Annotated in this window: 22 protein-coding genes; 7 read left to right on the top strand and 15 right to left on the bottom strand. The window is 47.8% G+C overall.

All coding sequences use genetic code 11. The features are described 5' to 3' along the window. Positions 1-35: 35 nt before the first annotated feature. On the top strand, positions 36-1,229 hold the full coding sequence (locus tag OZ401_RS25350) for a DMT family transporter (RefSeq protein WP_341472192.1): 1,194 nt from the start codon (positions 36-38) through the stop codon (positions 1,227-1,229). 1,375 nt (positions 1,230-2,604) lie between these two features. On the opposite strand, the gene OZ401_RS25345 is transcribed toward OZ401_RS25350, so the two are convergent. Both OZ401_RS25345 and OZ401_RS25340 read right to left on the bottom strand, forming a co-directional pair. Beyond that, a complete protein-coding gene (locus tag OZ401_RS25345) occupies positions 2,605-2,820 on the bottom strand; it encodes a hypothetical protein (RefSeq protein ID WP_341472191.1) in 216 nt (71 codons plus the stop codon). Then, positions 2,804-3,409, bottom strand: a complete 606-nt coding sequence (locus OZ401_RS25340; protein ID WP_341472190.1) for a helix-turn-helix domain-containing protein — start codon at positions 3,407-3,409, stop codon at positions 2,804-2,806. The genes OZ401_RS25345 and OZ401_RS25340 overlap by 17 nt, the downstream gene beginning before the upstream one ends. Positions 3,410-3,519: 110 nt before the next feature. Here OZ401_RS25340 and OZ401_RS25335 point away from each other — a divergent pair, with 110 nt between their 5' ends. From OZ401_RS25335 to OZ401_RS25325, 3 genes are all read left to right on the top strand, one after another. Then, positions 3,520-4,965, top strand: coding sequence for a DNA methyltransferase (locus tag OZ401_RS25335; RefSeq protein WP_341472189.1), 1,446 nt, complete (start codon positions 3,520-3,522; stop codon positions 4,963-4,965). Between the two features lie 362 nt (positions 4,966-5,327). Then, positions 5,328-6,230 carry an ATP-binding protein gene (locus OZ401_RS25330; protein WP_341472188.1) on the top strand — a complete coding sequence of 301 codons (903 nt, stop codon included), beginning with the start codon at positions 5,328-5,330 and terminating at the stop codon, positions 6,228-6,230. Positions 6,231-6,355: 125 nt separating this feature from the next. Continuing rightward, positions 6,356-7,201, top strand: coding sequence for a Cof-type HAD-IIB family hydrolase (locus OZ401_RS25325; RefSeq protein WP_341472187.1), 846 nt, complete (start codon positions 6,356-6,358; stop codon positions 7,199-7,201). A 443-nt stretch (positions 7,202-7,644) separates the two neighbouring features. On the opposite strand, the gene OZ401_RS25320 is transcribed toward OZ401_RS25325, so the two are convergent. From OZ401_RS25320 to tnpC, 5 genes are all read right to left on the bottom strand, one after another. After that, a complete protein-coding gene (locus OZ401_RS25320; RefSeq protein WP_341472186.1) occupies positions 7,645-8,073 on the bottom strand; it encodes a hypothetical protein in 429 nt (142 codons plus the stop codon). Between the two features lie 184 nt (positions 8,074-8,257). Further along, complete coding sequence (locus OZ401_RS25315) at positions 8,258-9,349, bottom strand: IS4 family transposase (protein WP_341467879.1); 1,092 nt, start codon at positions 9,347-9,349, stop codon at positions 8,258-8,260. 87 nt (positions 9,350-9,436) lie between these two features. Then, entirely contained in the window at positions 9,437-10,054 is a 618-nt protein-coding gene (locus OZ401_RS25310; RefSeq protein ID WP_341472185.1) for a hypothetical protein, read from the bottom strand. Further along, positions 10,023-10,856 carry a hypothetical protein gene (locus OZ401_RS25305; RefSeq protein WP_341472184.1) on the bottom strand — a complete coding sequence of 278 codons (834 nt, stop codon included), beginning with the start codon at positions 10,854-10,856 and terminating at the stop codon, positions 10,023-10,025. Before OZ401_RS25305 ends, OZ401_RS25310 begins: the two co-directional genes overlap by 32 nt. Positions 10,857-10,926: 70 nt before the next feature. Continuing rightward, entirely contained in the window at positions 10,927-12,375 is a 1,449-nt protein-coding gene (gene tnpC, locus OZ401_RS25300; protein ID WP_341472183.1) for an IS66 family transposase, read from the bottom strand. A gap of 819 nt (positions 12,376-13,194) precedes the next feature. Here tnpC and OZ401_RS25295 point away from each other — a divergent pair. Next, positions 13,195-13,521, top strand: a complete 327-nt coding sequence (locus OZ401_RS25295) for a hypothetical protein (protein WP_341472182.1) — start codon at positions 13,195-13,197, stop codon at positions 13,519-13,521. Between the two features lie 56 nt (positions 13,522-13,577). Here the strand turns inward: OZ401_RS25295 and OZ401_RS25290 are convergent, their stop codons facing one another. Then, complete coding sequence (locus OZ401_RS25290; RefSeq protein WP_341472181.1) at positions 13,578-14,003, bottom strand: methyltransferase family protein; 426 nt, start codon at positions 14,001-14,003, stop codon at positions 13,578-13,580. 773 nt (positions 14,004-14,776) lie between these two features. Between OZ401_RS25290 and OZ401_RS25285 the strand changes: the two genes are divergently transcribed. Next, a complete protein-coding gene (locus OZ401_RS25285) occupies positions 14,777-15,376 on the top strand; it encodes a hypothetical protein (protein ID WP_341472180.1) in 600 nt (199 codons plus the stop codon). Positions 15,377-15,386: 10 nt separating this feature from the next. Here OZ401_RS25285 and OZ401_RS25280 read toward each other — a convergent pair whose 3' ends face one another. The 7 genes from OZ401_RS25280 to OZ401_RS25250 all read right to left on the bottom strand — a co-directional run bounded on the left by OZ401_RS25280 (position 15,387) and on the right by OZ401_RS25250 (position 24,215). Next, positions 15,387-15,524: a hypothetical protein gene (locus tag OZ401_RS25280; protein ID WP_341472179.1), complete on the bottom strand. Its 138-nt coding sequence runs from the start codon at positions 15,522-15,524 to the stop codon at positions 15,387-15,389. A 22-nt stretch (positions 15,525-15,546) separates the two neighbouring features. After that, positions 15,547-16,428: an SGNH/GDSL hydrolase family protein gene (locus OZ401_RS25275; RefSeq protein ID WP_341472178.1), complete on the bottom strand. Its 882-nt coding sequence runs from the start codon at positions 16,426-16,428 to the stop codon at positions 15,547-15,549. Between the two features lie 211 nt (positions 16,429-16,639). Next, positions 16,640-18,856, bottom strand: coding sequence for an AAA-like domain-containing protein (locus OZ401_RS25270; protein WP_341472177.1), 2,217 nt, complete (start codon positions 18,854-18,856; stop codon positions 16,640-16,642). A gap of 10 nt (positions 18,857-18,866) precedes the next feature. Next, a complete protein-coding gene (locus tag OZ401_RS25265) occupies positions 18,867-23,276 on the bottom strand; it encodes an AAA-like domain-containing protein (RefSeq protein ID WP_341472176.1) in 4,410 nt (1,469 codons plus the stop codon). Continuing rightward, entirely contained in the window at positions 23,191-23,376 is a 186-nt protein-coding gene (locus OZ401_RS25260; RefSeq protein WP_341472175.1) for a hypothetical protein, read from the bottom strand. Before OZ401_RS25260 ends, OZ401_RS25265 begins: the two co-directional genes overlap by 86 nt. 118 nt (positions 23,377-23,494) lie before the next feature. Continuing rightward, the gene (locus tag OZ401_RS25255; RefSeq protein ID WP_341472174.1) at positions 23,495-23,962 is read right to left on the bottom strand and encodes a hypothetical protein; all 468 of its coding nucleotides are present in this window, start codon (positions 23,960-23,962) and stop codon (positions 23,495-23,497) included. 55 nt (positions 23,963-24,017) lie between these two features. Beyond that, entirely contained in the window at positions 24,018-24,215 is a 198-nt protein-coding gene (locus OZ401_RS25250; protein ID WP_341472127.1) for a hypothetical protein, read from the bottom strand. A gap of 564 nt (positions 24,216-24,779) precedes the next feature. On the opposite strand from OZ401_RS25250, the gene OZ401_RS25245 reads away from it, so the two are divergent. Further along, on the top strand, positions 24,780-25,166 hold the full coding sequence (locus OZ401_RS25245; protein WP_341472173.1) for a DUF4113 domain-containing protein: 387 nt from the start codon (positions 24,780-24,782) through the stop codon (positions 25,164-25,166). Positions 25,167-25,715: the final 549 nt, after the last annotated feature.

Here is a 25,715-nt window from a genome sequence, read left to right as displayed (position 1 = left end):
CTGAACTACGCACCATTTACAAATCAACACTTAATTTGTCACAGGTTTTATGGCAGGAAACAGGCTGGAGTCTGAACCCAGTCACGAAAAACGATGAGGGGGCGCTAAAGTCTCTATTCTGGAAACTACATGCTTTTAATACCGCACTTGACCCGCGCTTTGCCCTTTTTGCCAAATGTGAAAAGTGTTTTGAAGAACATTTTGAAGAGGTTTTGCAAGGTCAAGCCGCTATATGTTTTGTAACTAGAGATAAAAAAGTGGCAAGCCTGCCGGGTTTATCTTGGCCGCTGTTCACACTGACAGTAAGGAATAAGATAATGTTGCAGATTAACGGATTATTACAGAATACTAAACTCACACTTCAGGAATTTGAATGGCCAAAGTGGAGTATTGACGCATTATTGGTGTTTGTTACCATTATCTGGGGCAGCACTTATTTAGTGGTTCAAAATACAGTAAGGTTAAGCGGGCCATTTACCTTCCTTACCCTCCGGTTTAGTATTGCAGCATTGGCAATCGGAATTTTGTTCCGTAACCGTATCCGCAATATTACCCGCCTAGATGTTATTGCCGGAAGCTTAATTGGAGTGTTCCTCTTTGCTGGATATGCCTTGCAAACTACCGGGCTGCAATTTACTACCACCAGCAAGGCGGGATTTATTACCGGGCTGTATGTGCCGCTGGTGCCGATACTGGTAGTAATTATTATGCGTCAATGGCCGCATATTGGAGGAGTTATCGGGGTAGTGCTTTCCGCCATCGGGCTAACTTTGCTCTCTATCAACGAAAACTTTAGCCTTGCTTTTGGAGTGGGGGAGTTGCTGGTGCTGGCAAGTGCGCTGGCGATGGCTTTGCATATTGTAACTGTGGGTAAATTCGCCCCTAAAGCGGACGCAATTAACCTTACTATGGTACAAATTGTGGTTGTGGCGGTACTCAGTCTCGTTATGATATTTCCTTCCGGGGAGGCACTGGCAATGCCTGTGACGGAAGTATGGTGGTCGGCCCTGTTTATGGGCATAATAGCCAGTGCCTTTGCTCTGGCAATAATGAACTGGGTACAGAAATCAATGTCCAGCACCCGTGCCACGTTATTTTATGCACTGGAGCCGGTCTGGGCTGGGTTCTTCGGATATATGACGGGCGAAAGTCTGACGATACCAGCTTTTATCGGTTGTGGGCTGATATTGTTGGGGATGGTTGTCTCGGAGAGAAAAATCCGCAAGTAGGTTACAGGCATTAGGAGACCGTTCCAAAAAAGAAATAGAAGAACATGATTTTTAGATTATAGGTTCAATATCGAAAGCGCACAAAAATGTTCCACTGTGCCCGCTACCCCATATTGGGCCTAGATAAAGCAATTGTCGAAGAATTCGAGCGATATCAGCCAGGTCGCACCGGCTCAGGTGGCGAGGATTTCTAATATTGGGTGGTCATCTCAGATTCCAGCCTATTTTTCAAAACTCAACGGTCTCATTATAGCTTTCTTCTTTTTTCGCTGCTTTTGTTCCACTTTCACTTCGCGATGTATACGCTTCGCCTCATAAGCTCAAAACTTGCCTGACCATAGGTCTGTCGCTTCAGTAGCTTTAGCCTATTTATCTGACCTTCGCTACCACCATTATTCCATACCCCCTTGTCACCAAGTAACGACAAAGAACCTTTTGTAGCAAGCTGGTTATCCGGTGTTTTGCGTAGTATCTTCCGGCAAACAGTGCAGCAGGTCTGAAAGCCAGCCATTTTAAGCCAGATCGGCAAAAAAGCCTCATGCCACGAAGCCTGTTAAGGCGGCTCGCGCGAGAATTAGGCAAGATGATGCGCCCAAGGGATTAGGCGGGCTAAAAACGGCTTGTAACTCGTGGCTACATTTAAGGCTTCGCAATAGGCTAAATAGCTCTAGTATTTTACAACCGAAAGCAATAATAGCGGCATATCAAATCATTGCAGTAAACATTAGATTTGAAAAAGGGAATTGATTAAGATGAGGGGAAAGGCAAGGAAGGTCAGACTGAATAACCTGGTCGAAAATTATTGGGATTGGTAAGAACTCAATCCATCAGAACCTTGGCACAAGCTTACTGACCCCACAGCGCAGCAATGTTTTCTGTTATAAACCTCAATAAATGCTGCGAAAACCCCAGAATGTAGCGGTTTCCCCCCCGTTTGTACAAGATTTGCACTACGAAAGTACCCGGAATTACCTTCTTCATTTTAGGCGGTTTGAACTTACAAAATGATTGACATGCGCCGCATAAACCGTTCATTCATGAACGCATTTTTGGGTTCAAAATACTCGTACTGATTTATCTTCGCGCCAAACTAAAAATCGCGCCCCATAGCGCTGGTACGCTATTTGCCTAGGAAAGCCTGCCCGACCTCCAGCACCAGCAACTGCTTTAGGCTCGCGCTCTTGTCCATAAAGCCACCAATCCCTTGTTTCAGCCCACAGAAGCTCTCCGCTGATTCACATATCCCAAATCCTGCCACTTCAACTGGCGTAAAACCCGCCTCTTCCTTTTTCTCTCCTCATTGCGCTAAACCACTGTTAATCCGCGCCATTAGATAGGGCGCTTTGAAACAGGAGATAGAGTGGCAAACACTCCCCTAAAGCCGCGCCCGCGAGCGCAAGTCGCCTCTGCAAGGCGGGTTAGGGGGTGGAAAGGTGCGTGCGCCATCAGTCACAGTACAAAAACTGCAAGCCACCAGTTGGGGCGTATCGCCGCGAAGAGTGGTGAAAAGTGTGTGGTGGTATGGCGAAATATGGCACGTGTGCGTAGGGTGCGGGGCAAAAAATTGGCGAAAATCAATTTGGATATACAATATCACTGCCTGCTACGTGCTCCATTAGTTGTCGCATCAGATCACCCGCTTCTGGATCGTGCAGAATCTTGAAAGCTACATCGCTGCTATATTGCACTTGCGTGCTCATGCCGATCAAGTGGTGCTCTGGCGAATTTAAATCGAGTAGTTTAGCTTTCTGTGCCAGCATATCCCGGATCAGTTCTAGGAAAGCCACGTCCCCGACCTCATCGGAAACGGTTACCTTGAGCGTCCCGAACTGTTGCAGCCTGCCGTTAGCCTCACTGCCCGCTTCGCCTGTAGACTCCAGCACTTGCCGGGTTTGGCTGGCGTGCTTCTGCTGCGACCGCTCCCAAGCTGCATAAGCTTCAGCGATTACGTTGTCGATTTCGATCAACTGCTTTCGGACCATGACCTCATAATCACCAAGGTATTGCTGCTGCCACTCGGTGGAGATGCGCCTAATCTCGCGGGAAACGGTGGATTGCGACACGCCCAACTCAGCGGCAATGCGAGCTTGCGACCAACCCTTGATGTAAAACTCACCAATTCTAATTCGATCATGCAGGGTATGCCCTTTGGTGCGGTGCGTTTGTCCACGTCGTGTCAAAACTAGCAACTCCTTTCTTCTCCCCAACCGTAGCTAATCGAGGGAGCACCCTGTATAATTATAGCACAAACAGCACGTATGTTCTTCGCGGTTTGCACCGGAAATGCCTTTTGGAGTTAAAAGCTGGAATCGAGGCGCAAATGGAAATCGACTTAGATAAAATCCGAACTGATGGCGGCTCTCAGACCAGAGCCTCTCTCAATGAGTTTGCAATCGGGGAGTACGCCCTGGCACTGCAAAACGGGGATAACTTTCCCCCCATTGTAATTTTCTTCGATGGCTCAGACTACTGGTTGGCCGATGGCTTCCACCGTTATAGCGCTGCCCTCAGCGCCGGGATAACTAGCCTGCCAGGAGACTTCCGAATGGGCACGCGCCGGGAGGCAATCCTCTATTCGGTTGGCGCCAATACTACCCATGGTCTCATGCGAACCAACGCCGACAAGCGCAGAGCCGTTGAAACCCTCCTAACCGATGCGGAATGGCAGCAGTGGAGTAACCGGGAAATTGCTGACAAATGTCATGTCACTCATACTTTTGTAAACAATATGCGCCAAGAGCTATCTGGAAACGGTTTCCAGATATCCACTCCTCGCCTAGCCACCCGCAACGGTACCACCTACCAGATAAATACTGCCAATATCGGCAAGATGCTCAATAGCCCGATAGCAGATGATCCGCAGGAGCGGAAGGAATTCTTGAGATTGGTGCCAGCTCTCCAAGGGCGGGTAGCCGAACTGCTCTCCAGCGGAGCAGCTCCCTCGGTGCGGGAAGCCCGCAGAGCATTGGAGCGGGAAGAGCTTGAAGCGACACCCACCCCCATTATGCCTGCTACTTGTATGGTAGAGCAGCGGGATAATATTCTCCATGTAACTGATGGCAGCGTGGACTTGGTGCTGGTTGACCCACCTTACAATATAAGCGGTGGAGGCAAGCTTACCAAAGTGGGCGATACCGTAATCCCGGCAGATTTCGATGGCAACGAGAATTGGGATACCGTTCCCGAATATATCTTCAAACAAAAGCTTATGGAATGGACTTCCGAATGGGCACGGGTACTCCGTCCCGGCGGTTCGCTGCTCGTTTTCACCGACCGGGCGCTGGTGTCGCAGCTCTGGGAAACAATGGTGCGCTATTCCCTGGCGCCCAAGAACATCATTACTTGGGTGAAAACCAACAGCGCTCCTAACGGACTGATGCGCCGCAACCTGATCAGCTCCACCGAATTCATCCTTTGGGCAGTAAAACCCGGGGCACGTTACACCTTCAACGAGGTGCCGGGCTGGGATCGGCGTAATGTGATTCAGACCAATATCATCTCGGCGCAGGAGAAGGTTGATCATCCCACCCAAAAGCCGGTTTCACCACTGTTAACCAACCTGATCCAGTTGACTACCCACCCCGGCGATCTGGTACTCGACAACTTTGCCGGCTCCGGCAGTACCGGAGTGGCAGCCCTCAGCTTGGGGAGACAGGCTCATTTGATTGAGCAAAACGCTTACTATGTGAAACTCGCACGTGAGAGGATAGCGGGAAATAGGCGGCAAACTGTTTGATTGGCTTGAGCTAGCCTGATCTGTTTTCCCCACCTCGGCGTTGCTAGCGCGTGGGTTTTGAGCTAACCCTGTACGAGCAAATCTTACCGGAAAAAGCGCTTTCCAGATTAGGTCAACCTAGCTGTAACCCCCCTCTTCTAAGCAAATTACGCACTCAACTGCATCCCTCGGTAGCAGACCGGTCAATTTCTGAAAATTCCTGACATTTTCCTGAAGAAAATCCCGACAGTTTCTTGGCTCCTCTCGGAGAATTCGGCAAAATTAAAATAGGCTCTTTCCAAAGCCAACACCAATTATTTTATTTGGTTTAGGCGGGGAGAGCCTAATTTTATTTTAACCATTTCATTACGAAAAGAGGGATTATGAGCCAAAACAACCCCGATCCAGAGAAGCCGACACCAGGAGGGTGGCGCTGTACCTACTGTGCCGATAACGGTATTATCAAAACGCCGGTCGCTGTCTTGGTGGGCTGGTCTACCCAAACACTGGAAGAGTTGTCCTGGAGGACCGCTCCTTGCCCGCAGCAAGGCTGTATAATTGCCGTTACCGAGTTGGAAAACTGGCAGACGCAGCACCAGTGCATTTGCCAGTATGGCTGGCTAACCGTGCAGATCCATAACCGGACGCAGTATATGCCTTGTCCCGATTGCTCGGAAGGGATTAAAATCTCTGAGATGCTCGCCCGAGCGAAGCGGGAGCTCAAGTACCAGTTGGCTAACCTAGTGGTGAAGTCCGGTGGACTGGTAGGGGAACTGACCAAGCTGCGCTTTGAGAATTTCAAAACCGGCTCCTATGAAAGGATAGGGGCTCTGCAGGAAGCGCAAAGCGCCTGTAAAAAGGGCACCTCCCTACTAATCACCGGCGCGAAAGGCAGCGGCAAGACCCATCTGGCGGCGGCATACTGTAACGGCGCGTCTGCAAACCGCAAAGAGGCGGTGTTCTTAACCATGCCGGGGCTAATGGATTCGCTGAACCTGGCAAAAGAGGAGAAGCATCCCCACGAGCTGAGCGAGGAGCAGATGGTGGATATTCTGTTGAATATCGATATTTTGGTGCTCGAGGATCTGGGCACCGAACCCATCGACGCATGGTCGTTCAGCCGATTATTTAGCCTATTGAACGGGAGAATTAACCGAGGGACCCCTACGTTAGTAACCACCAGTTTCACCATTCCAGAATTGGCAGAGCGCGGGTACGATGAGAGAGTGATCGACCGTCTGAAGCGTTATACTCAGATTAATCTTTCCAAGGAGGATATTGCCTGATATCTGATTTAATGGCACAGAGTTCCCCACCGCAGCGGTGGGGAGCCACAGTTGCTATCCCTGATTTGTAGCCTCTTCTGTCCGAACATGCAGCAACCCTAGTATAATTATTGCAGGAGGTTGGAATGAGCTACAAGTTGGTCGCAATTGATCTCGATGGCACTTTGCTGGACGAACAAAAAAAGATAAGACCCCGTGTGAAAGAAGCAATACAAGCGGCAGTACGGGCAGGTGTGGTGGTAACACTGGCTACCGGAAGGCGGCATTTGGGAGCACGTGCAGTGGCTGATGAACTAGGGTTAGAAGTGCCACTGATTCTATATTGTGGTTCACTTGTTTATGATATTCACTCTGGCAGCGCGCTTTACCACAAACCGCTTCCACCCTCTTTTATAATGGAAGCAATTGCTATAATTCGCCAATCCGGGTATCAACCTGCCATTTTGCAAAGCCCTTTAAGTGGAGAGCGCATATTCCTCAGCCAAAACTACGAGGATGACCAATTTATGCGGGAATATGCTGACAGCGGTCAACGCCAAGATTTAATAGAGCGGTGTAGCTATGATGAACTGGCCTTTGTAAAGGATGCGCTTACGGTGGTAGGGATTGGACCGAGAGCGGCGATGTCCCGCTTGCTTGGCTCGCTGAATAATGGTTTCAAATGCAGCCTTTTCAGCTATCCCTTGCTGAGTAAGAACCTTGCGGATTTTCACGGTTTTGATTTCATCCAGCCGGGTGTAGGGAAAGGGATCGCGTTGGCAGCCTTGGCAGAGCATTATGGCATTGCGCTTTCGGAAACGCTTGCGATTGGAGATAGCCCTAACGATCTGGATATGCTAAAAGCAGCGGGACTTGGGGTAGCGATGGGTAATGCGGCAGCCGAAGTAAAAGCCTTGGCAGGCGCAATTGTCTCTACAAATGAAGAGGATGGCGTTGCGGAAGCACTGGATAGGTATATTCTGAGAAAATGAGATTGGGGGGTATCTGGTGCTTTAGCTGTGAGTTTGGCGTGTTGCATATCTGAAAAGGGAGTCACGCCAGTTTAGTTTCGGCGATCTAAATGGAATCTGGTGCAGGTAGGATAATGGTCTCGGAATTTATCTCTTGAGGCTCTGGCATATTTCGGTTGCTCAATCCAGTAAATTATCTGTATCGCAATATCCACTATCTAATAGGTAGAAGGTAGAGGTTGTACGCCTCCTTATAAGGCGATTCCCCCTCTGTGATGGAGTTAATTATAGCACATTTTCACGTTACTTTGAACAATATCCATTGTCATTAGTAATAATTTCGGGGATTTGTCCCCTTAACCGCTAGCCTATCCAACACTTGTATTCAGTTTGTGCAGTTCGCTAATGTAGGCAGTTCATATCATCCCTTCGATTTGGGCTGATGTATGGTGTGAATTAATTCTTTAGTAATACCATTCAAGTGGAGTGCCAAATATATAAAATAAAAACATTTCCAAACAAAAAGCCAGATACGCTAATCCGGCTAATTTTTTTATAACTGATAGTCCAGTTCCTTCTTTTGGGTTTTTGCTAAAAGCATTTTGTATAAAAAGTAACCCCACAGAAATATGACCTGGAAAGGTTGTAGAATAAACTATTACTTTATTAGGGTTATTAATTATTACCGACATTAGAAATATGGCTAGTATCCCGGCAATTAAGGATATCCTTATGGCTTCTTCTTTAATTGGAATCAAAAGTAATAACCATAAATCAATTAATGGGATTATTAAAGCGGTAATAAATTTTAGCAACTCAGCACTATCTATAGAGAAAATGATAATCCTTGCGCCGCGGAAAAATAAGGAAAAGGGACCTTCATTAAGAGGCACCTCGCCCAATTCTCTAACTTTCCAATATGTACCCCATTGATTTGAAAAAGTATCTGCAACTAAAACCCAAAATAACCAAGTAAAAAGTATTCCACCTATGCCAGCACAACAACGAATTAAAAGAGCCCATTTTCTTTGATGGAAAAATATGAACAGTAAGGTAAATATTTGCTACCGTACACAATTAGAAATCCTCTAAAAGAAAAGGGATAAAGGCGACTGGTAAGGGTAAATGTTCATTCAAAAAATGCTCAAGCAGGTTCAAACCTAAATTGAACAGGCTCAAATCCAGTCGTTCGGTGCGATGAATGACCCGGTTCCAGCCTTCAGCTAAAGCTATCGTACCCAGATGTACAATCCAAAGATAAGCCAGACAAGCCGCTAACAATAACCTTTCTAGCCGTTTAGGGTCATCCAAATGGCTCTTGTCCAGCCGAAACCCTCGGCTCTTGCTATCGGAAAAGAAGGTTTCAATCCTAAACCTCTTTTTGTAGTACCGGATTGCTTCCTGGGCTAGAGCCAAATTACTCACCAGATAAAGTGGCTCACGGTAAGGCTTTTGCCAGACCGCTATGACCAGTACTGGTCCGTACTCGTGTTTGCTGAATGCTACGCCGCTCTGACTCACTACCTGACCAGGCTGAACCCCTAACTTACTGATGGCATAATGAGCTTGTTCATCCAACCAGACCTGGCTATTTTTAGCAGTACGACAGACATACTGCCAACCGTAATAATCTAACCGTCTTAACAAACGACAGCCATCGAATTCACCATCACCCAAAAAGACTACTTGGCTACCAGACGGAACCAACGAGTGAACTTGCTTTAACAATCTGATGTGCAAAGCTTGAGCTAAATGTCCCTTTTTAGCCTTAACCACCAACCAACCCAAAGGTAAAGCCCGCCCCTGATATACTACACTGATTACTAAGCCCATTCCACCAGCACCAACCTGACTGCCATCTATCACCAGTACCAGTGGACAATGACACAGGCTACTCAGCAATTGTTTGGCGAAAGGAGCATACACCACTTTTTGGTTAAAGTTATCATTTTTGAGCAATCGGCGCATTCGGATGATGCGGCTTTCCCGTTTAGTTTTATCTGGCACTTTGGCGGCGATATTAGGCAACGCACTATGCCGACTACCTACAATCCCACTGATCACCATCGCTAGAATTGTTAAATATTGTAATTCGCGCCCCTGCGCTTGTGGGTGGAGTTGCAACAATTGCTGTTTTATGGCACGATGTCGGCGAAGGTTGTCACTCATTTTGGTATCCTTTTGCTTTCTACTTTGGTCGGTAAGAAAACTACAGTTTACCACTCTGCCTCAACCTTCTCCTCCTTTTCCTCTCCTTTATATCTGTACGGTAGCAAAGGTAAATAGAAAAGGTATCATGTATAAGGCATTTGGTTTTGTTAATATAGATAAACTCCCAAATAATAAAGGATATAAAAGTGGCTGCTTTGTTAAAACAGAGATACCTAATAAGGAGGTAAATAGAAGACATGGTATTTCTGCATTACCAGTGGCTATACCAATACCTCCTGGAATAAAAGGAATTAACAAAATCATTCTTGGATTTAGCGGGGTTAATGTTATCAAGTTGGTAAATTTATATACAGCTAAAGAAGCAAGAAGTCCGCTAATCAGACTTAAGATCCAAAACTTAATATTGCCTGGTAATGAGATTGGCACTAATTGGATACACCATGCAATTAAGGGATGAAACCAAAGACTAGTTGGATCTGAAACGCCCCATCTATAACCAAGCTCAGCATTTCTTACATAAAAAATGGAATCTACTGGTTGTGTAAAATCAATTTTATTCCATTTTTCACCCGGAACATGAAGATCAAGAGAAGCCCAAAATGGACCTAAAAATAAAATAGCAAATAATATGCTCAGGATAATAATAGCCGTACTATATAGAAGTGGATGATCAAGCCTTAATCGTAGATCTTTGATGTTCATAATAGAAGTCTGGATATTTTAAAACATTTTCAATTGTTGACGAGAGCTCGGAAGCTGATCCTAAGATATAATATTCATTGTTAGTAAATTTCCCCAAAATGAGTTCTTCTTGCTCGGTTACTGATCCTACTGCAATTACTCGAATCTCTAATTTAGAAATTCCCTTCTGAGATGCTGCATTTTCTATTTCGGATCGATCTGGAATACCACATCTAATATCAATGGAAGAAGTAATGATCAATATTTGTTGCAAGCCCTGTCTCCCAGCAAGTTGAGCTAGAGCATAGGTTGCTGCATATTGTAGATTCCCGAAGCCAGTTGGCTTTAGGTCAATTAGTGAATCTACTGCCTTTGAAATTAAAGGTATCCCATCCTGTTTAGGTGAGGGTGGAACAAGTTGGCTTACATCTTTACAATTACCACCAGTCCCAAATCCGCCACCAAAAACGGCGAAACCCACATCAACACCATCAGGAATAGACATAGTTGTAAGATTAATACGCGGTCTTATTTGAGGTAAGGTAGTCGTCATTTTATCTGACGCATCTACCATCATATAGACTGTCCTTTTTTCTGGTAAAGTTATAAGAATTACTATAATAAATGAGCTAAACGCTACAATGGAAATAATAGATACGATTAATAGGGCCCATTTTCTTTTGCCTATTGCTGATTTGGATTCCTCAGTAAGTAGAAGTGATTCTAAGCGTGCAACATCTTTTCTTTTTTCTTCAAGTTGAATTTGCAAGTGTGGAGGCGCATTTAAAAATCCATATCCTGCTATCTGCACTTCTAATATCACTATTACTTCCTGTGCATTCTTTATAGCTTTTTCTAGTCTCTGCTTATTTCTCATAATTTATAGTAACAGTTCAGACCAAAAGCTTGGGAAGGGGAGGATGCCCACAAAAAGTGTCAAGGAGCGCAACCAACAAGTTTTCACCTTGCTTTTTCATGGTGGAAAGGTAGCCTCTTATCCGACAAAAGAAGCTGGCACCTTCCTGGCTGCGAAAACAACCTGAAACTTTTTGTTGCACTTTAACCATCCGAATATCACGCTCGGCTAAATTGTTATCAAAAGGCACGTCAAAACGGTAGGCAAACAGCAGCACTTGATGACGCTGTTTATCCAGCCGATCCAGTAAGTTCTTAGGCTTGCTCTGCCGGGGCTTGCCCCGTTTTCCACAAGGCCAACCACCCTCCGGAGGAGGATTAGCTGCCAGACCCTGTGTGATCAATTGCTGGTAGCGCTCTTCGAAATGCGCTAACCGTGCACTGCTTAAACTGGTTTCAGACCTGGCCTTGGCGACTTCCACTTCTTCTTTCAAGTCCACAAGAAGGGTGGTGAACTCAGCCGCCCACGCCTGCTTGAGTTGTTCGTGGACAAAAGCAAGTTCCCTGAGATGATGGGCGTTACACAGACCGTGGGTACAGGCATAGCGCAGATAGTTAGACCAACCGTCGTGGATCGCTACTCCCTGGAAAGTCGGTAAAATCCCAATCTCGTCCGTGGCTTTACTACCACGCCGTAAATGGTGAGCATAGTGGGTTAAATGTGGTGTGCTGGCTACGTGCAGCCAGTGGCGCTTGCCTTCTACATACAACCCGGTTTCATCGCAATGTAACACTTTGGCCTGGGTAAGCGCTGTCTTGATGGTTTTTTCTGGCTCAGCCAATTGCTCGTAGCACTCCGCTATCATATTGACCAAACTGCCGGGTGAAAGACTTTCGCTGTAGATTTCATTAAGTAGCTCGCACACCCGGGCATAAGGCAGCAGTTGATAAGTGATCAGGTAAACTGCCAGAGCCCGAAACCCAGGTCCGTATTGCACCCAATTCTTGACGGACTGCGGGAATTTGGCTTTGGTAACAGTCTGACAAGTAGGACACTTTTTGCTGTAAGTGCGGTGTTCGGTGACGTGCAGTTTGAGTTGAGTAGGCAGCTCAAAAACCTGACGAGGCTCGAAGTGAGGTAGCGCTGCTTCTTTGGTTAAGTCAGTCTGGCACTTTTCACAGGTGGTGGGCAGATGCGCAATCACTGCATCTGGGTTTTCGCTTTGTTTAAGAGCCTGACCCTCGTGACCAGGTTGACCACCCGGTTTCTTACCGGTGGATTTACGCAAGCTGCGTTTTTTGGGCGAGCGCTTAAACCCGTCGGAAGAGGGTGGTTTTGATGAATTATGGCTATCTTGAGAGAGCCGGGCTTCAAGGGTTTGAATTCGCTCTATCAGTTGGGTAACCAAGGCATCCCGTGAAGTCAGTTGTTCTCGCAATTGGGCATTTTCTATTCTAAGTTGTTCTAGTTCTTGCGCAGGTGTCATTATTTTAGTCTACCAGCCTCGTCAACTGACCCTGGCTGATTTGTTACTTCAATTATTTCTTTTTAAGCTAAAAAGATTACCGGCAAGTTGTATCCGGTTCCTCTTTTATTAAAATCGATTTAAGGGTAGTACATTTATTTGAAATTTATGTACTACCCCTGCTTTGTCATTTTACTTTATTTTACAGTTATTTTCAATACCGCCCCCCTTTATGCCTTTATGTGATGTGCTCCTCGTTACTAAAATCTTGTTTTGATTCTTTAAGTTGGAATGCAACTGGTGAATGTGTTTTAAACAAACTGCCACTCTTGCTGTCGTCCAATAACAGCATTATTAAGAAATACGGTGGCAGCCAATCAAGTAGCCTTGAGGCTATCTCTCAGCATCGGTAGATTAGCTCTATCAGTGTCCGTATTTCCCCGTTGTGAGTTATACCTTGTAGGAGCGCGGACTGGGATAAGTCGAACCAGCGCGCCAGATTTGAGCAGTGAGACTGGGATATCTTGTCCAATTGTCTTTGTGAGAAAGCTTAATCTGCCGTAGACAGTGTGCTATAGTTTCTACCCAAAGTTATAAATGTCGATCTTGGGAAAAAGCAATGGGCAACGCTAGGGGGGGACTTTAAGAAAAATGATCAACGGTATTTACAACTGGGAAATTCAAAAAACTGCTCCCATAGCGTTGGTGGCACTTTCGAGCTGTTTAACCAAGGCGCCCTCCTAACCTCCCAAGCGCTTTTTATGACGCGCCTGCGCAGACCCTACCCCCCAATCTCGCAGGTAACCCCCCTAGAAAATTCGCGTGGGATATGCCCGTCCAGTGCGCGGGTTTTTTTTCGAGAACCAGTTCTGCGGCATGGGGTGGAAGCGAGAGGATTTGCTCCTATTTATTTTTCCCCTTGATATCTATGCCTATCAGGAAATTCTTAACCCGCTACGAGTACAAATTCCCCAAATATCAGCTCAAAATCCCGTAAAAAACAGACTGCCCGCACCCGCTCCCCTCATTCCAACCGATAAGTGGGAAGAAATTGCCATCCGCCATTCTAATAGCGAAAGTCTCAGGCAGTTAGCCAACGAATACCATGTTTCTTATGCGGCAATCAGGCAGATTATCAAAAGTTCAAATGTGATTGAGATCTATTAAGATAATTGGCTTAGTCTTTTTTAGGGTCTGGTATTTTAGGAGGCGCTCTACCGCTTTCACCAGATTAAAGGAATTAGTCGGTGGGTTACTTTGTTACAGTAGTCCTGGTAACCTGGAAGGTGTTCAGCCAAATAGCTTTCCTCATCCCTGAGCCGCCAGATAAATATAGACAGGAGGGCGGGAAAGAGAACAAGCCCCCACCATGATCCCAACGCCACCGGAGCGCCAAGAAACACCAGCAACAATCCACTGTAAAACGGGTGGCGGATATGTGCATATGGTCCGGTTGAGATAACCGTCTGCTCGGTTTCCACAGTAACCGTCGCCCCGGCAAAGGGGTTAGCCCGAAACACCAGCCAGACCAAGATGAGACCGGCAGCATCCAGCAGATCCCCGATTGGTATAAGGTAGACGGGGATGCTTGACCATCCGTTGCGACTATCAAGCACCAGAACCACCGCAAGGGTCCATAAGCCGAGCATAAGGAACACATAGATGAGTTTTTGTCTGGGCTCCGGCTCGGCCAGCAGACCGAAGCGTAAACGCCGCCGGAGAAGCGCCGGATGGGTCAGCACATGGAATAGCGTGGGAAGCAGGCATACTACACAGACTACTGCGAAGACTACATACTGCCAGTATGACCGCGTAACTCCAGCGCCGGATACCTGGTCTTGCTCCATACCCCAAACACCTCTCAGTATAATTCCCATATGAACCAGTCCTTTCGGTTATACCGGCATATTGTTTTATATGGTTCGAGCTTGTTTAGTCTTTGTGGAAGAATTATCTTTAGCCTCAAACAATCGATATTTGAGGGCAATGCAAACCTATTGACAGGCTTACTTCTAAATGATAAATTAAAAGAGCGCAGAAATAGAACAAAGATGCGCGTGGCGCGCAGATGTTAGTAGCATCGACGCACCACTGATCCCGTCCTGAGGTAAGCAGGATAGGACTGTCGGAAATTTTACCACATGTTTCGTAAAGAGCGGAACATAATCCCCCTTCCTCGGCAGCTATCCTAAAAATAGTACAAGTCTTTGAGCGATCCCCGCGGCTTTTTGGGCTGAAGGTGTATTTCTCGTGACTTTTCGCTATCCTGGGATCAAGCCATTTTTTCTATTTCTGCCCTCTTCGTAATACCAAACCTAGTTGTGACTTGTTTCACAATTATTACCTTTACTAAGGAGTGACCTATGCCTGACAAAATCCCAGAACCGGCGCCCAATACGAATGCAGAAGGGAGGGCGGCACAATGATAGCAAGGAATCATCCTTTCGCCAGTATCAGGCGGGTAAGCCCGCGGGGTGGCGAGTTCTGGTACGCTCGGGAGGTAGCCCCGCTGTTGGATTATCCCAACATTGGTGACTTCTGGAGTGTGATTAAGAAAGCGGAGCAAGACTACCAGAACTGTCTTGGCCATTTTCTGCATATTAAGGAGAAGGTGGGAAAGCTTGGGCATAAAAAGCATTGGCAGCGGGATGTACGGTTGTCCGATAGGGGTTTGCGATCGGTGGTCATGGCGGCAGATTCGGATAAACCGATAGTCATGCTGTCGCAGGGTTACTACTGGGCTGCTCAGTTGCAAGAGGGTGCTGACCGGAACAAACAGGCTAGAGGTGAAGCTGTGGGGGAGAGTTTGGGGAGAGTGGATTTCAGGGGTGTGGCTGGATTCAACCCTCTCCGACGACTCCTGGCAGAGCCACCGGCAAGCCCAGAAGAGCTGGAAAGTTTTGGCAATGTATACGTTATGCTTAATCAATTGTATAGCGGGATATTGTTCAAGCGCCCGGAAATCGGCAAAGCCGAAATGCCACCGGATAGTAGGTTTCAAAAGGCTGAGATGGAGCGATAGGAACCGACCTTTATTGACCCCACTCTTGCTGTGATTGAGGTTGGGTGACGAGTTTTTCAGTCTGGCGCGGTAGGAGCGGTTTACTCTCCATTTCGGGAGGAGCGTGAACCGCCAGTTGACTGACTTCATTTGACGGCTGCTCGCTCAATCCCCTACGAACTTCTTACAATTTAGAGCTTTATTACGGCATTCTTTACTATCTGAGCTATAATTTCCGCCCCTTTTGGGGAGAGATGCCGCCCATCACTCTGATAATATTCAGTTAATTCCGCTCGGTTAGTGCCGATATTTGGATCAGTCGCTACATCAGCAAGCGCATCGGCATAATTCTGCCAATTTTTACGAATTGCTGTATTTACAAATTGCTGATGCTTTTCGAATTCTGCCACCGGAAAGGGCTGTTCTCCAGCCACTCCTATCAAAGTCACTATTACCACTTTATAACCTTTGTCTTTCCGAGCCTTACAATAGTCCGCTAGATTCTGGTAAGCCTTGTCCGAGGAAACACCGGAGCCCCAATCGTTCAGACCTTCCAAAACAACAATTATATTCTTTCGACTTGCGGCATATAAGGCATCTATAGCAGGGCTGTAAGTCAGCATTTCTGTAGTAGTGCTACCATAATTGCTGTTCATACCCAAGTTTTGCATATCGTACTTGTCCATCCCTAGAAGTTTCCAAGTTTGATAGGGAAAACTATCGGTATTACTCAGACCATATCCGGAGACAAGCGAGTTTCCCACAAAAATAAGTTGGGGCAACGTTGAACTGGCAGTTGTCGCTGCGCTAGTTGTGGTTGAAGCAGTCGTTGTTGCTACACTTGCAATTGCAGTTGTCGCTGCGCTAGTTGTGGCTGAAGCAGTCGTTGTTGCTACACTTGCAACTGTAGTTGTCGCTGGGGTTGTTATCCGAGTCGCAGTGGTTATAGGAGCGGCTGTTGCTGTTACAATTGGAACCGCAGTGGCGGTGTTATCCCCACATGCTGAAAGCAGCAAACCCAATAGCACGCATAGCATTAAGCTGAAGCCAAATCGAAAATGGACATGCCTCATAAAATGAACCTCCTTCACAGTTTAAGATAAGTTAAAAGTAGTCTAATTAGGATTTTCGCTTCTAAGCTTAAGAATTATATAGTATGGTCAGTCAGTTGAACTCAAATGTTTTTACTGAGCGAAATTCCTACTAAATAAGTAGATTAGTTTGTTGGAGGTGCTTATTGCACCAATTTGAACCTAATTTCTAAAAGGATCTGCGTAGTAACACCTAAACCAGCTTGTGCTGGGTGGCGTAACGCGCTGCCTCGGTGCGGGAGGTCACTTCCAACTTCCCATATATCGAGCTGACGTGCGAGTTCACCGTGTGGATGCTCAATACCAGCTTTTCCGCTATCTGCGCGTTGGTCATTCCCTCCACTACCAGTTTCAGCACTTCCAGTTCCCGTTCGCTCAACCCCGCCAGTGGTGTTTTGGCTGCACCTGACCCTACTTCTGAGGCTAGCGGGCTTGCCGGTATTTGTCCCTGCTCCAGCGCTACTGCCCTGAAATACTCGCTATAGAGTTGGCAACGCGGTACTACCAGCCGTCCCTCCCGTTTCACCAAGCCCGCCCCTCTCAACCTGAAATATACCCGCTCGTCCAGACACTGCTGCTTTTGCAACACTTGCCTCATTCCTTCTACCAGTTCCTCCCGCTCATACAACCGGAAGAGGTGATTTCGGAGATGGTCGCCAAAGGGTCCTTGCTCTTGAGTAGCCCGACTAAATAACTCCTGCGCCGTAATCCTGCCGCTGGCTACCAGATACAACCCCCGCCTTACCAAGTAAGGATGTCCACCCAGCAAAGTTATCAGTTTAGCCAGTTCTTGGGGGGAAAGAGGGGTTTGGTAGCGTCGGTTCAGTTCGACGACTTGCTCCCCACTGAAATCCGCCAGTTCAATCACCTCCCCCACGTTAAAAGGCGATTGGTTTAGGTCTTCAATCAATTGGTATGGTTCGGTGGAGGTGACCAGCACTAAGTCGAGTTGCTGCCACAGCGATTGGCTCTGCCGACTGTTGTGCCAACTCCTGAGCATTCCAAAGAAGTCGGAGCGGAAGGGGGTATCAAAGATGCGATCCACTTCGTCCATCGCCAGCACCAGTGGTCCCTCGATGGTTTTGAGCAGATAACGCTGCATGTAGCGGGTGGTGCGCTGGCTGTTGCCCAAGGGAGTTTCCCAGTATTCGGTTACTTTGCTGGCAAGTTCCAGTTCATCGGTGAGCCAGTCGCAGAATTGGCGAAAGAAGAGGTCAGGGTTGGTGAGAGCCGGTTTGTCGATAAGTTGAAAGTCCAGTAGTGCCACCTGTTTTTTCTGCTTGAGAGCTTCCTCCCTCACTCTGAGCAGCAGCGAGCTTTTACCCATTTGGCGAGGGGCTTTGATGGTGATGGTAACCCCTTGCTGTCGGATGGTCTCAAGCGCGATGGGGTCGGATTGGCGCTCAATATAGAAGTGGGATTGGGTGCTCATGGTGCCTTCCGGCTTTTCCAAGGGCAAGAGTTGCGCCAACGGTACCGGCTCAGAGTAGGGTTCAGCGTGGAGGGGCGTATCGGCTTTCTTTTCCCTTCCCGGCAAGGGGGTAGTTTCGGCAGTTTCTTCCTCGCTTTTGAGCCTGTCCAGTCCCTTTTGTAGTTCTGAAAGCACCTCTTCGGCTTGTTGGTAACGTTTTTCGGGTTCATTATCCAGCAGTTTGATGAGCAAGCTGTCCAGCCAAACTGGAATGGCAGGGGTTAGCTGGCTGGGGGGTAGCTTTTTGATTTTGCTGTACATTTTGCCCACCAGCATTTCATAGAGCAGTAAACCGAGCGAGTAGAGGTCGGAGGCAGGGGTTAGGTAGCCACTGTTGCCCCGCTGTTCGGGGGACATGTAGGGTTGAGAACCGGGATGAGGCGCAACTATATCGGATTCTCGCTTGCTCTCGTGTCCGATTTGGGCTACCCCGAAATCGGCGATAACCGCCTGTCCGTTGGCTCTGAGCAAGACATTGGCGGGTTTGAGATCGCGATGAACTATGTCGGCAGGGTGGCGATGGATTTCGGCTAAAGCCCGGCAGAGGTCGAGGGTGATAGCGCAGGCTCTTTCAATTGAGAGCTTGCCCTCTCTCTTGAGCAGGTCGGAGAGGGAGCCGCCTTCAAAGTATTCCATAATCAGGTAATAGTGTTGGGTTTCGTCTTGTTCAAGCCCAAAGACGGTAATAATATTGGGGTTGGCGGTAAAGTAGCTGCTGATGGCGGCTTCTCGCTCAAAGCGTGCCAAGTATTCCTCGAAAGTGCCGGGGAGTTGCTGGCTAAAGTTAGTGCGGTTATGGCGCAGGGTTTTGATGGCTACCGCTCTTTTGAGTTTGAGGTCGGTGGCGAGATAGACCGAGCCAAGCCCGCCACTGCCGATTTCACCCTTGATTTGGTATTTTCCCGCGATTATAGCGCCGATTTGAAATTGCTGGCTCATATTCTTCCCCTCAAGCTCTTTCTTGTTTTCTACTCCAGCGGGATACTGGGTTGAGCGGTAAAACAGCGGCAGTCGTTATCCCGAATTGGTTTTTTTCATCGGGGGTGAGGGAGCGGGTAACGGTCTTTTTAGCCTGTTCCAGCACTTGGGTAAAAGGGCTGCAAATTTCGCAGGGTTGAATGATGGCAGTGAAATCTTCGCTGGCGGTTAGGATGTTTTTCCCATCCGGGCTGAAGCTGGCATCTCTTAGCGGTCCACTGTGTCCCAACAATACTGCCAACTCTTTTCCTGAAGTTGTATCCCAGATGCGGGCGGTGGCATCTATGCTGGCGGTGATTATAAACTTGCTGTCAGGGCTGAAACGGGCGGTGTATAACGGGGCGGTATGACCTTTCAGAATTTGAAGCTGCTTGCCACTGCTGGCATCCCAAATACGGGCGGTATTATCTGCGCTAGAGGTGACTACCAACTTCCCATTTGGGCTGAAGGCAGCGAGGGTGACGACATCAGCATGTCCCTGCAAGGTAACCAGTTGTTTGCCGCTAGCTACTTCCCAGATAATGGCGGTTTTATCATAACTTCCCGTTACAAGTCGCTGCCCATCGGGGCTAAAGCCGTCATTTCCGGACATACCCACTAGATTTGTATGCCCTTCTAGGGTACGCACCAGCTTTCCGGTAGCGCTATCCCACAATCTCACTACCCCATCACTCCCTCCGGTAGCTACTAACTTGCTATCTGGGCTGAAAATAGCTCCAGTTAAGGTGGGGGTATTGATAATCCAGTAATAGCCGATCCCTGTCAATAGGTCAAATCCTCTCAGGATATCATCGGTAACCACATAGGCTGGATCCTGTGGTAAGGGTACATTGGGAATCCAATTGGACGCTATAGACTCAGGATCGGCGGTGGTTGTATAAATTCGCTTCACCGCTTTGGGTAGCCCGGTGTTCACCTTTAATACCACCCCGCTGGCGCTATCCCACAACCTAAAGGTTTTATCTGCTCCACCGGTATAGACCCTGCTGCCGTCCGGTTTGAAAAATACGGCGGTTACTGCCCCGCTATGTCCTTTTAGTACCAGCTGCTCGTTACCACTGACGGCATCCCACACTCTGGCAGTGCCATCCTCCCCGGCAGTAGCAATCCGTTTGCCGTCACTGCTAATCGCCACACTGTTTATGGCTCCAGTATGACCGCGCATTACTACCAACTCTTTCCCGCTAACTACGTCCCACGCCCTAGCAGTACCATCGGCGCTTCCAGAAATAACGGTCTGACCGTCCGGGCTGAAGGCTACACTGCGAATCTCAGCGGTATGTCCCTGCATAACTCTGATTTCCTGCCAGTTAGAGCTATCCCAGAGGCGCAGGGTTTTATCCGCGCTGGCGGTGATTAAGTAGCGACCATCCGGGCTATAATCTAACGCCAATACCGCCCCGCTATGTCCCTGCAATACCGCCACTTCTTTGCCGCTGTCCACTTCCCAGATGCGGGCGGTCTGGTCACGACTGGCAGATGCCAAGTATTTATTACCCGGGCTGAAAGCCAGCCAAGTGATCTCAGCCTGGTGACCTTTCAAGCCACCCAGTATCAACGCATCTTTTTCATAAGCCCAAATTTCCAGACTGAAATCTTTTCTGGCAGCTGCTACAAATTTATCATCTTGCGAACTTACAAAGTTTGTGAATTCTTCGTCGTCCAGAAAAGCCTGTTCTTTGCCCGAGTCGAGATTCCAGATCCGAACCGTACTATCATTATATCCGGACGAAGTGACGGCTAACTTACCATCCGGACTGAGGGACGCTGGGAAAAAGGTAAGCCCGCCACTAAGATGCAGTAAAAAGCCCGAGAGGGTTTGGAGCGGCTGACCGGTTTTGCTATCAAATAGGCGGGGCAGATTTCTATCCGCAACCGTAAGAATAGTTTTCCCATCCGGGCTGTAACTGGCGCTTTTCACCCGATTGGTATTGGCAGTCAAAATTACCCGCTGCTGCGAGATAGTCTGCCAATCCCACAGGCGAGTGGTGCCATCATTGCTGGCTGAAGCCAACCATTTGCCGTCTGGGCTAAAACTTAACCCGCCATGATTCACCGCCCCGGCTACCGCGCCAGAATGTCCCCTTAGCACCGCGATTTCCTTACCACTGACATAATCCCATACCCGGATGGTCGCATCATCACTGGCGCTAACCGCTTGTTTGCCATCCGGGCTCAATATTACATCCTCAACCGCTGAGGTATGGTTCTGGAAGGTGAGCAACTCTTTGCCACTTTCGGTCTCCCACACTTTAACGGTTTTATCACTGCTGGCGGTTAAAACTTGTTTGCCATCCGGGCTGAATACTGCATCGTTTACATAGCCATTATGTTTTAGGGTAGCGACATACTTACCGGTGGTAGTATCAAGAATACGGGCAGTATTATCGGCGCTGGTTAAAATCAACCAGCGACTATCCGGGCTGAAAACGGTGCTTATTGTTGAGGGATTGTCAAAAGATGTTAGGATTTGGAAGGGTTTTTGAGGTGGGATAGTGTTACTGGTAAGATCAAACAGTAATAATTGGTTTCCACTGGCAGCAGCCAGCCATTTTCCGTTCGGGCTGAAAACAGCGCTATTAAAATTACCTCCCCCGTCAAATTGCTGCCATAATATTTTTCCGGTCGCCGGGTCTAGCACCCGGACTAAGCGATTATTGTTGTCAAGTCCTTGTGCCAGCATTTTGCCATCGGGGCTGTAAGCTAGATAGTTCACAAAGCATTGGCAAGTTATTACCTCTCCCAACTGTTTCCCGCTGCCCGCTTCATAGAAAATGGTATTGCCCCGGTCGTCAATGGTAGCAATCGTACCCCCATCCGGACTGTAGATTGCCTTGTAGACCGGTCCGAACTTCCCGCCTAAAGCCAGCGTTTCTTTATTAGTACCTGCCTCATAAACCCTGGCATAGCCGTCATTTCCGGCTACCACCAGTCGCTTTCCATCCGGGCTAAAGTTCACAGTATAAACGCTGCTGCTGCTACTGCGCAGGGCAATATTCGGAGTATAATTTGCCAGAGCTTGCCGCAAAGCCGCTTCCACCTGTCCTCCGCTATCTTCCAGTTTGCCATCTTGAATACGCTGGGCGGCTTCAATGGTTAGTAACAAAGCCAATTCCGGGTCGGTCTGAGTTTGAGAGCGAAATGCCAGCGCTTGCGCTTCTGACCCACGCAGTAAGCGATCCGACTGGTTTCGAGCTGTTTCAGCTTCCACTCGCGCGTTTTCCGCTTCCACCCTTCTGGTTTCAGCGGTATTGCGCTGCATATTGGCTTCATCCGCCTGTTTACTCGCCTCACCTTGCTGGATAAAGGCGTAGATTGCCAACCCTCCCAGCACCAACGCCAATGCCAATGAGGCGGCTATCAATCGAAATGCCTGCCTCAAACGCTTCGCCCAATTGATCGGCAGATGTTCTTTTATCCAGCGCTCGTCGAACACTGTCCGATAAATACTATTCCGTACCTTTAACGCCCGTCCCTCCCGCTTTACCAGCCCAGATAATTTCAACTGGGTCTTTGACAGGGATTGCTCCTGATCCAGCACCACCTTGCGCTCTTGCCTGATCTCTCGGTAGGTCAGCAGCACCTCTTCGGCATTCTCCGAGCGTCTGGTCAGCATATCTCGCACAAATTGCAGGTTGTTGTCCTGTTCGCTCTTCTCCCCGAAGAAGGTGTTCGTTACCAGTTCATCTATTTTTGCTTCACTCCAGCTTATTTCCCACTGTTGTTCGGTGACTACCCGGCACAACCGCTGAGTCAGGTAGGGGTGTCCTCCTGTCCATTTCAGGATCCAACGCAATAGCTCTGGGGCAGAATCCGGCGGTACATTCAAACCTTGCGCCAAGGGTAGCGCTTCTTCAAAGCTGAAGTCGGTCATATCCAACCGCTGCCCGATGTTAAAGGGGGTACGCGCCGGATCACGGATTAGGTCACTGGGGGTAGCCACTCCCACCAGCACAAAGGTCAGCCGTTGAAACTCTGGCAAGCGCACTCTGGCTTGATAGAAGTAGCGAAGGCTGGCGAAAAAGTCATCGGTAAAGGTCAGGCTGAGGGTGGTATCAATCTCATCTACGAAGATAACTATTGGGGTAGCGACTTCCCGTAGCAGCACTTCTTCAAAGAACCGGGTGAGGCGTTGGGTGATACCCAAATCGGCATGGGCCTTCCACCACTGCACTGCGGAGGTGTCCAGCATTAGCTGATCTTCGATAATCGCCAACAGACCCAGATACCAAGCTTCGGCAGTCACCTGAGTGCCCAGTTGGGTCAGGTCGATTATGACCGTTTTGACCCCTTCCTCAGAAAGCCGTTGGGAGGTGCGCATCATCAGGCTGGATTTGCCGATCTGGCGGGGGGCGAGGATATACGCAAATTTGACCCGCACGGCATAATTCCAGCAGTTCTTCATCCGCCTTGCGGGTTACATACAAGCGTTTATCCGCTTCGACAGTGCCACCGACGGTGTAAATATTTCTGGGGTGCATATTATTCTCCAAAGGGTATAGCAGCTACATTTGTTCAATTATATTGGGAAATTGGTTTAAAGTTCAATAGCTAAACTTAAAAAAGGAGTGAATAATATCCACTCCTTTTCACTATTTGTTAGGCAGCAAGGGCATTGCGGTGATTGGCTGACCTTGAAATGGATATTTCGGGCAGATAGTTCAGGGGGCGAAGGGTTAGTGCGAAATCAAGGGCGAAATTATTAGTTGCAAGCGGGTTTAAGGTTAGCTGCTGACCGTCAAAGGTCCATTTAAACTTTCCGGTGCTATTGTTACTTTCAAAGGTTAGCTGATCGGCGGCAAGTGAATATTTCCCGCTGGCTTTTAACAAATTGGATTGGGTCAGAGTAAATTCTTCCGAGCGGTTTAGGTTTAAGACCCATTCTCCGGCATAGTCTTCGGAGTTGTAATCATTGTGGGCATCGTGTCGGGTAACTGTAACCGAATAGCTACCCGCCGGAAGAGCTGAGATTTGTTGTAAGCTAGCTATAGATTTGCTATCTGAGTGAACTCCGTTCAGTAAGCTCACCACTAGAAAGAAAGAGGCGCTAAGAATTACTTTAAACATTTTGGGTTCATCCTTTCATCAATTAATTTAAGTGTTATAGTTTGTAAGGGGCTGCTTATTTGGGCTGTCGCGCCAACTTGTTACCTACTCCAAAGAACCAGCGCCTCTTCCTAAGCGGGCTTTCATTCGCGTTCTTTTCCTGCTTGGATTCTTGGACACATTCTCTGGCGATTCGATCCTGGGCTGCTTCCATCCGGTAGGAAGCCTGGTGCTGTTTTGCCATTTCAAGGGTATAAGGTGAATAAGGGTTCACTGTTTTTCTCCTTTTCTGTCTGATTACTAATTGCTGTATTTGTTTCGGGTGAATTACCACTGATAGTAGTTTAGAAAGAATCAGGGGGAGTTACATCGCTAATTCTAGTGATCGAGTTAGTGATTAGGAGTAGTTAGTTTTAGCTACCGGTCATTAGGGGCTGAGGATAAGAGGCGTGGGCAATCGCCCAGAGATAATTAGGGAGTTGGGGTTTTAGTTACTTTTTGAGGTTAGCGCTCTGTCACTAATAATCCTTGCTTGCATTTGGTGTGTTTCCTAAGCAATGACAATCAGCGTAGTAGGAAGTTTTCTCCCCGCTATTCCAACGCAGGTTTCATTTCTCGAAATTATAGGAATTGCTATGCGGTTTGTGGCAGCGAATGTATAGTGCCGAAATAAATATTGCTAGGCACAGTTGGCGGTATCGCGCCGGGTATATAGGCAAAATCACTTGGATTATGTGGTGGTAGCTGTAAGCTTTGAAGCAGAGATGGCACAAAGCATAAAGGGTTTGCGGATTATCTAACAACCCCCGGCTTTGCGTCACTTTATCGCCGAATTCGAGTGACGGGACTGAATTTGACCGTTTGGTGGGAGAAAAGCAGGTCGCCAGTTTGTAAAAATCGGCTGTTTCCCAACAGTTTTACCGAGCCGTCCCACCTGCGGTTGGCAAATCGCTGCCACAAGGTGGAGACGGGCTTGTCGCAGCAGGGGGTGCAGTTGAGCTATTTCGGGGAAGGAGTGGGGCAAATCGAGCAGCAGGGGCGGTTGATGGAGACGGTGGATAGCCTGAACCGGCGTTACGGGCGGAATACCCTACGGCTGGCGTCTGCCGGGATTGGGCAGGAATGGCAGATGAAGCCGGGGCGGGTTTCGCCGCCTTACACCACCAGTTGGGAGGATTTGCCCACAGCCTGGGCACTTGACCCGGTACAGATCAGCGCCGGGTAAGGAGGTGGGAGAGCAAGTACCATTTTGGCAAATTTCGGGTAGTAGTGAAGCACTAAACTATTATGTTGCTGTTTCCAAAAAGATAAACCAATTTAACCGATTAATATGAGAATGATCAAAGAGTTTCTATCAGATTTTCAGTAATTCCGGCTATTTTCACAGCAACTTCCGATGTGTGTTATTTTAAACTCGTATAAGATAATGTTTTACCACAATTTTACAGAATTTTACTCGTTTTATTACATCAATTTGCTATTATAATTAAACTTGAATTGTGCTGTGTCGTCATTTGTTATTGAGCATTTTTGGCTTTGAAATCTTGTTTTTGCTCAAGTATAGTAGTGTTAATAAATTAACAATTTTAACTATTTATTCCTAGGTGATAGGATATATGTAATACGTCTCTTGTAGCCGTTAGTAATTACTCTTTCCAAACCACTAGTTTTGCTCTTGTTCCTTTTCCAGTCTTGCCGATTTCAAGAAATGTGCATCGTCTGAAAGCCGTAGATTCACCGATTCCGACCTGATAGCCAAGTATCGCGCTTAGAT

Origin of the sequence: Candidatus Chlorohelix allophototropha (genome assembly GCF_030389965.1) — a bacterium.
GTDB lineage: Bacteria > Chloroflexota > Chloroflexia > Chloroheliales > Chloroheliaceae > Chlorohelix > Chlorohelix allophototropha.
Note: the sequence above shows the minus strand (reverse complement) of the source record. Positions and strands in the feature narration are given on the sequence as shown.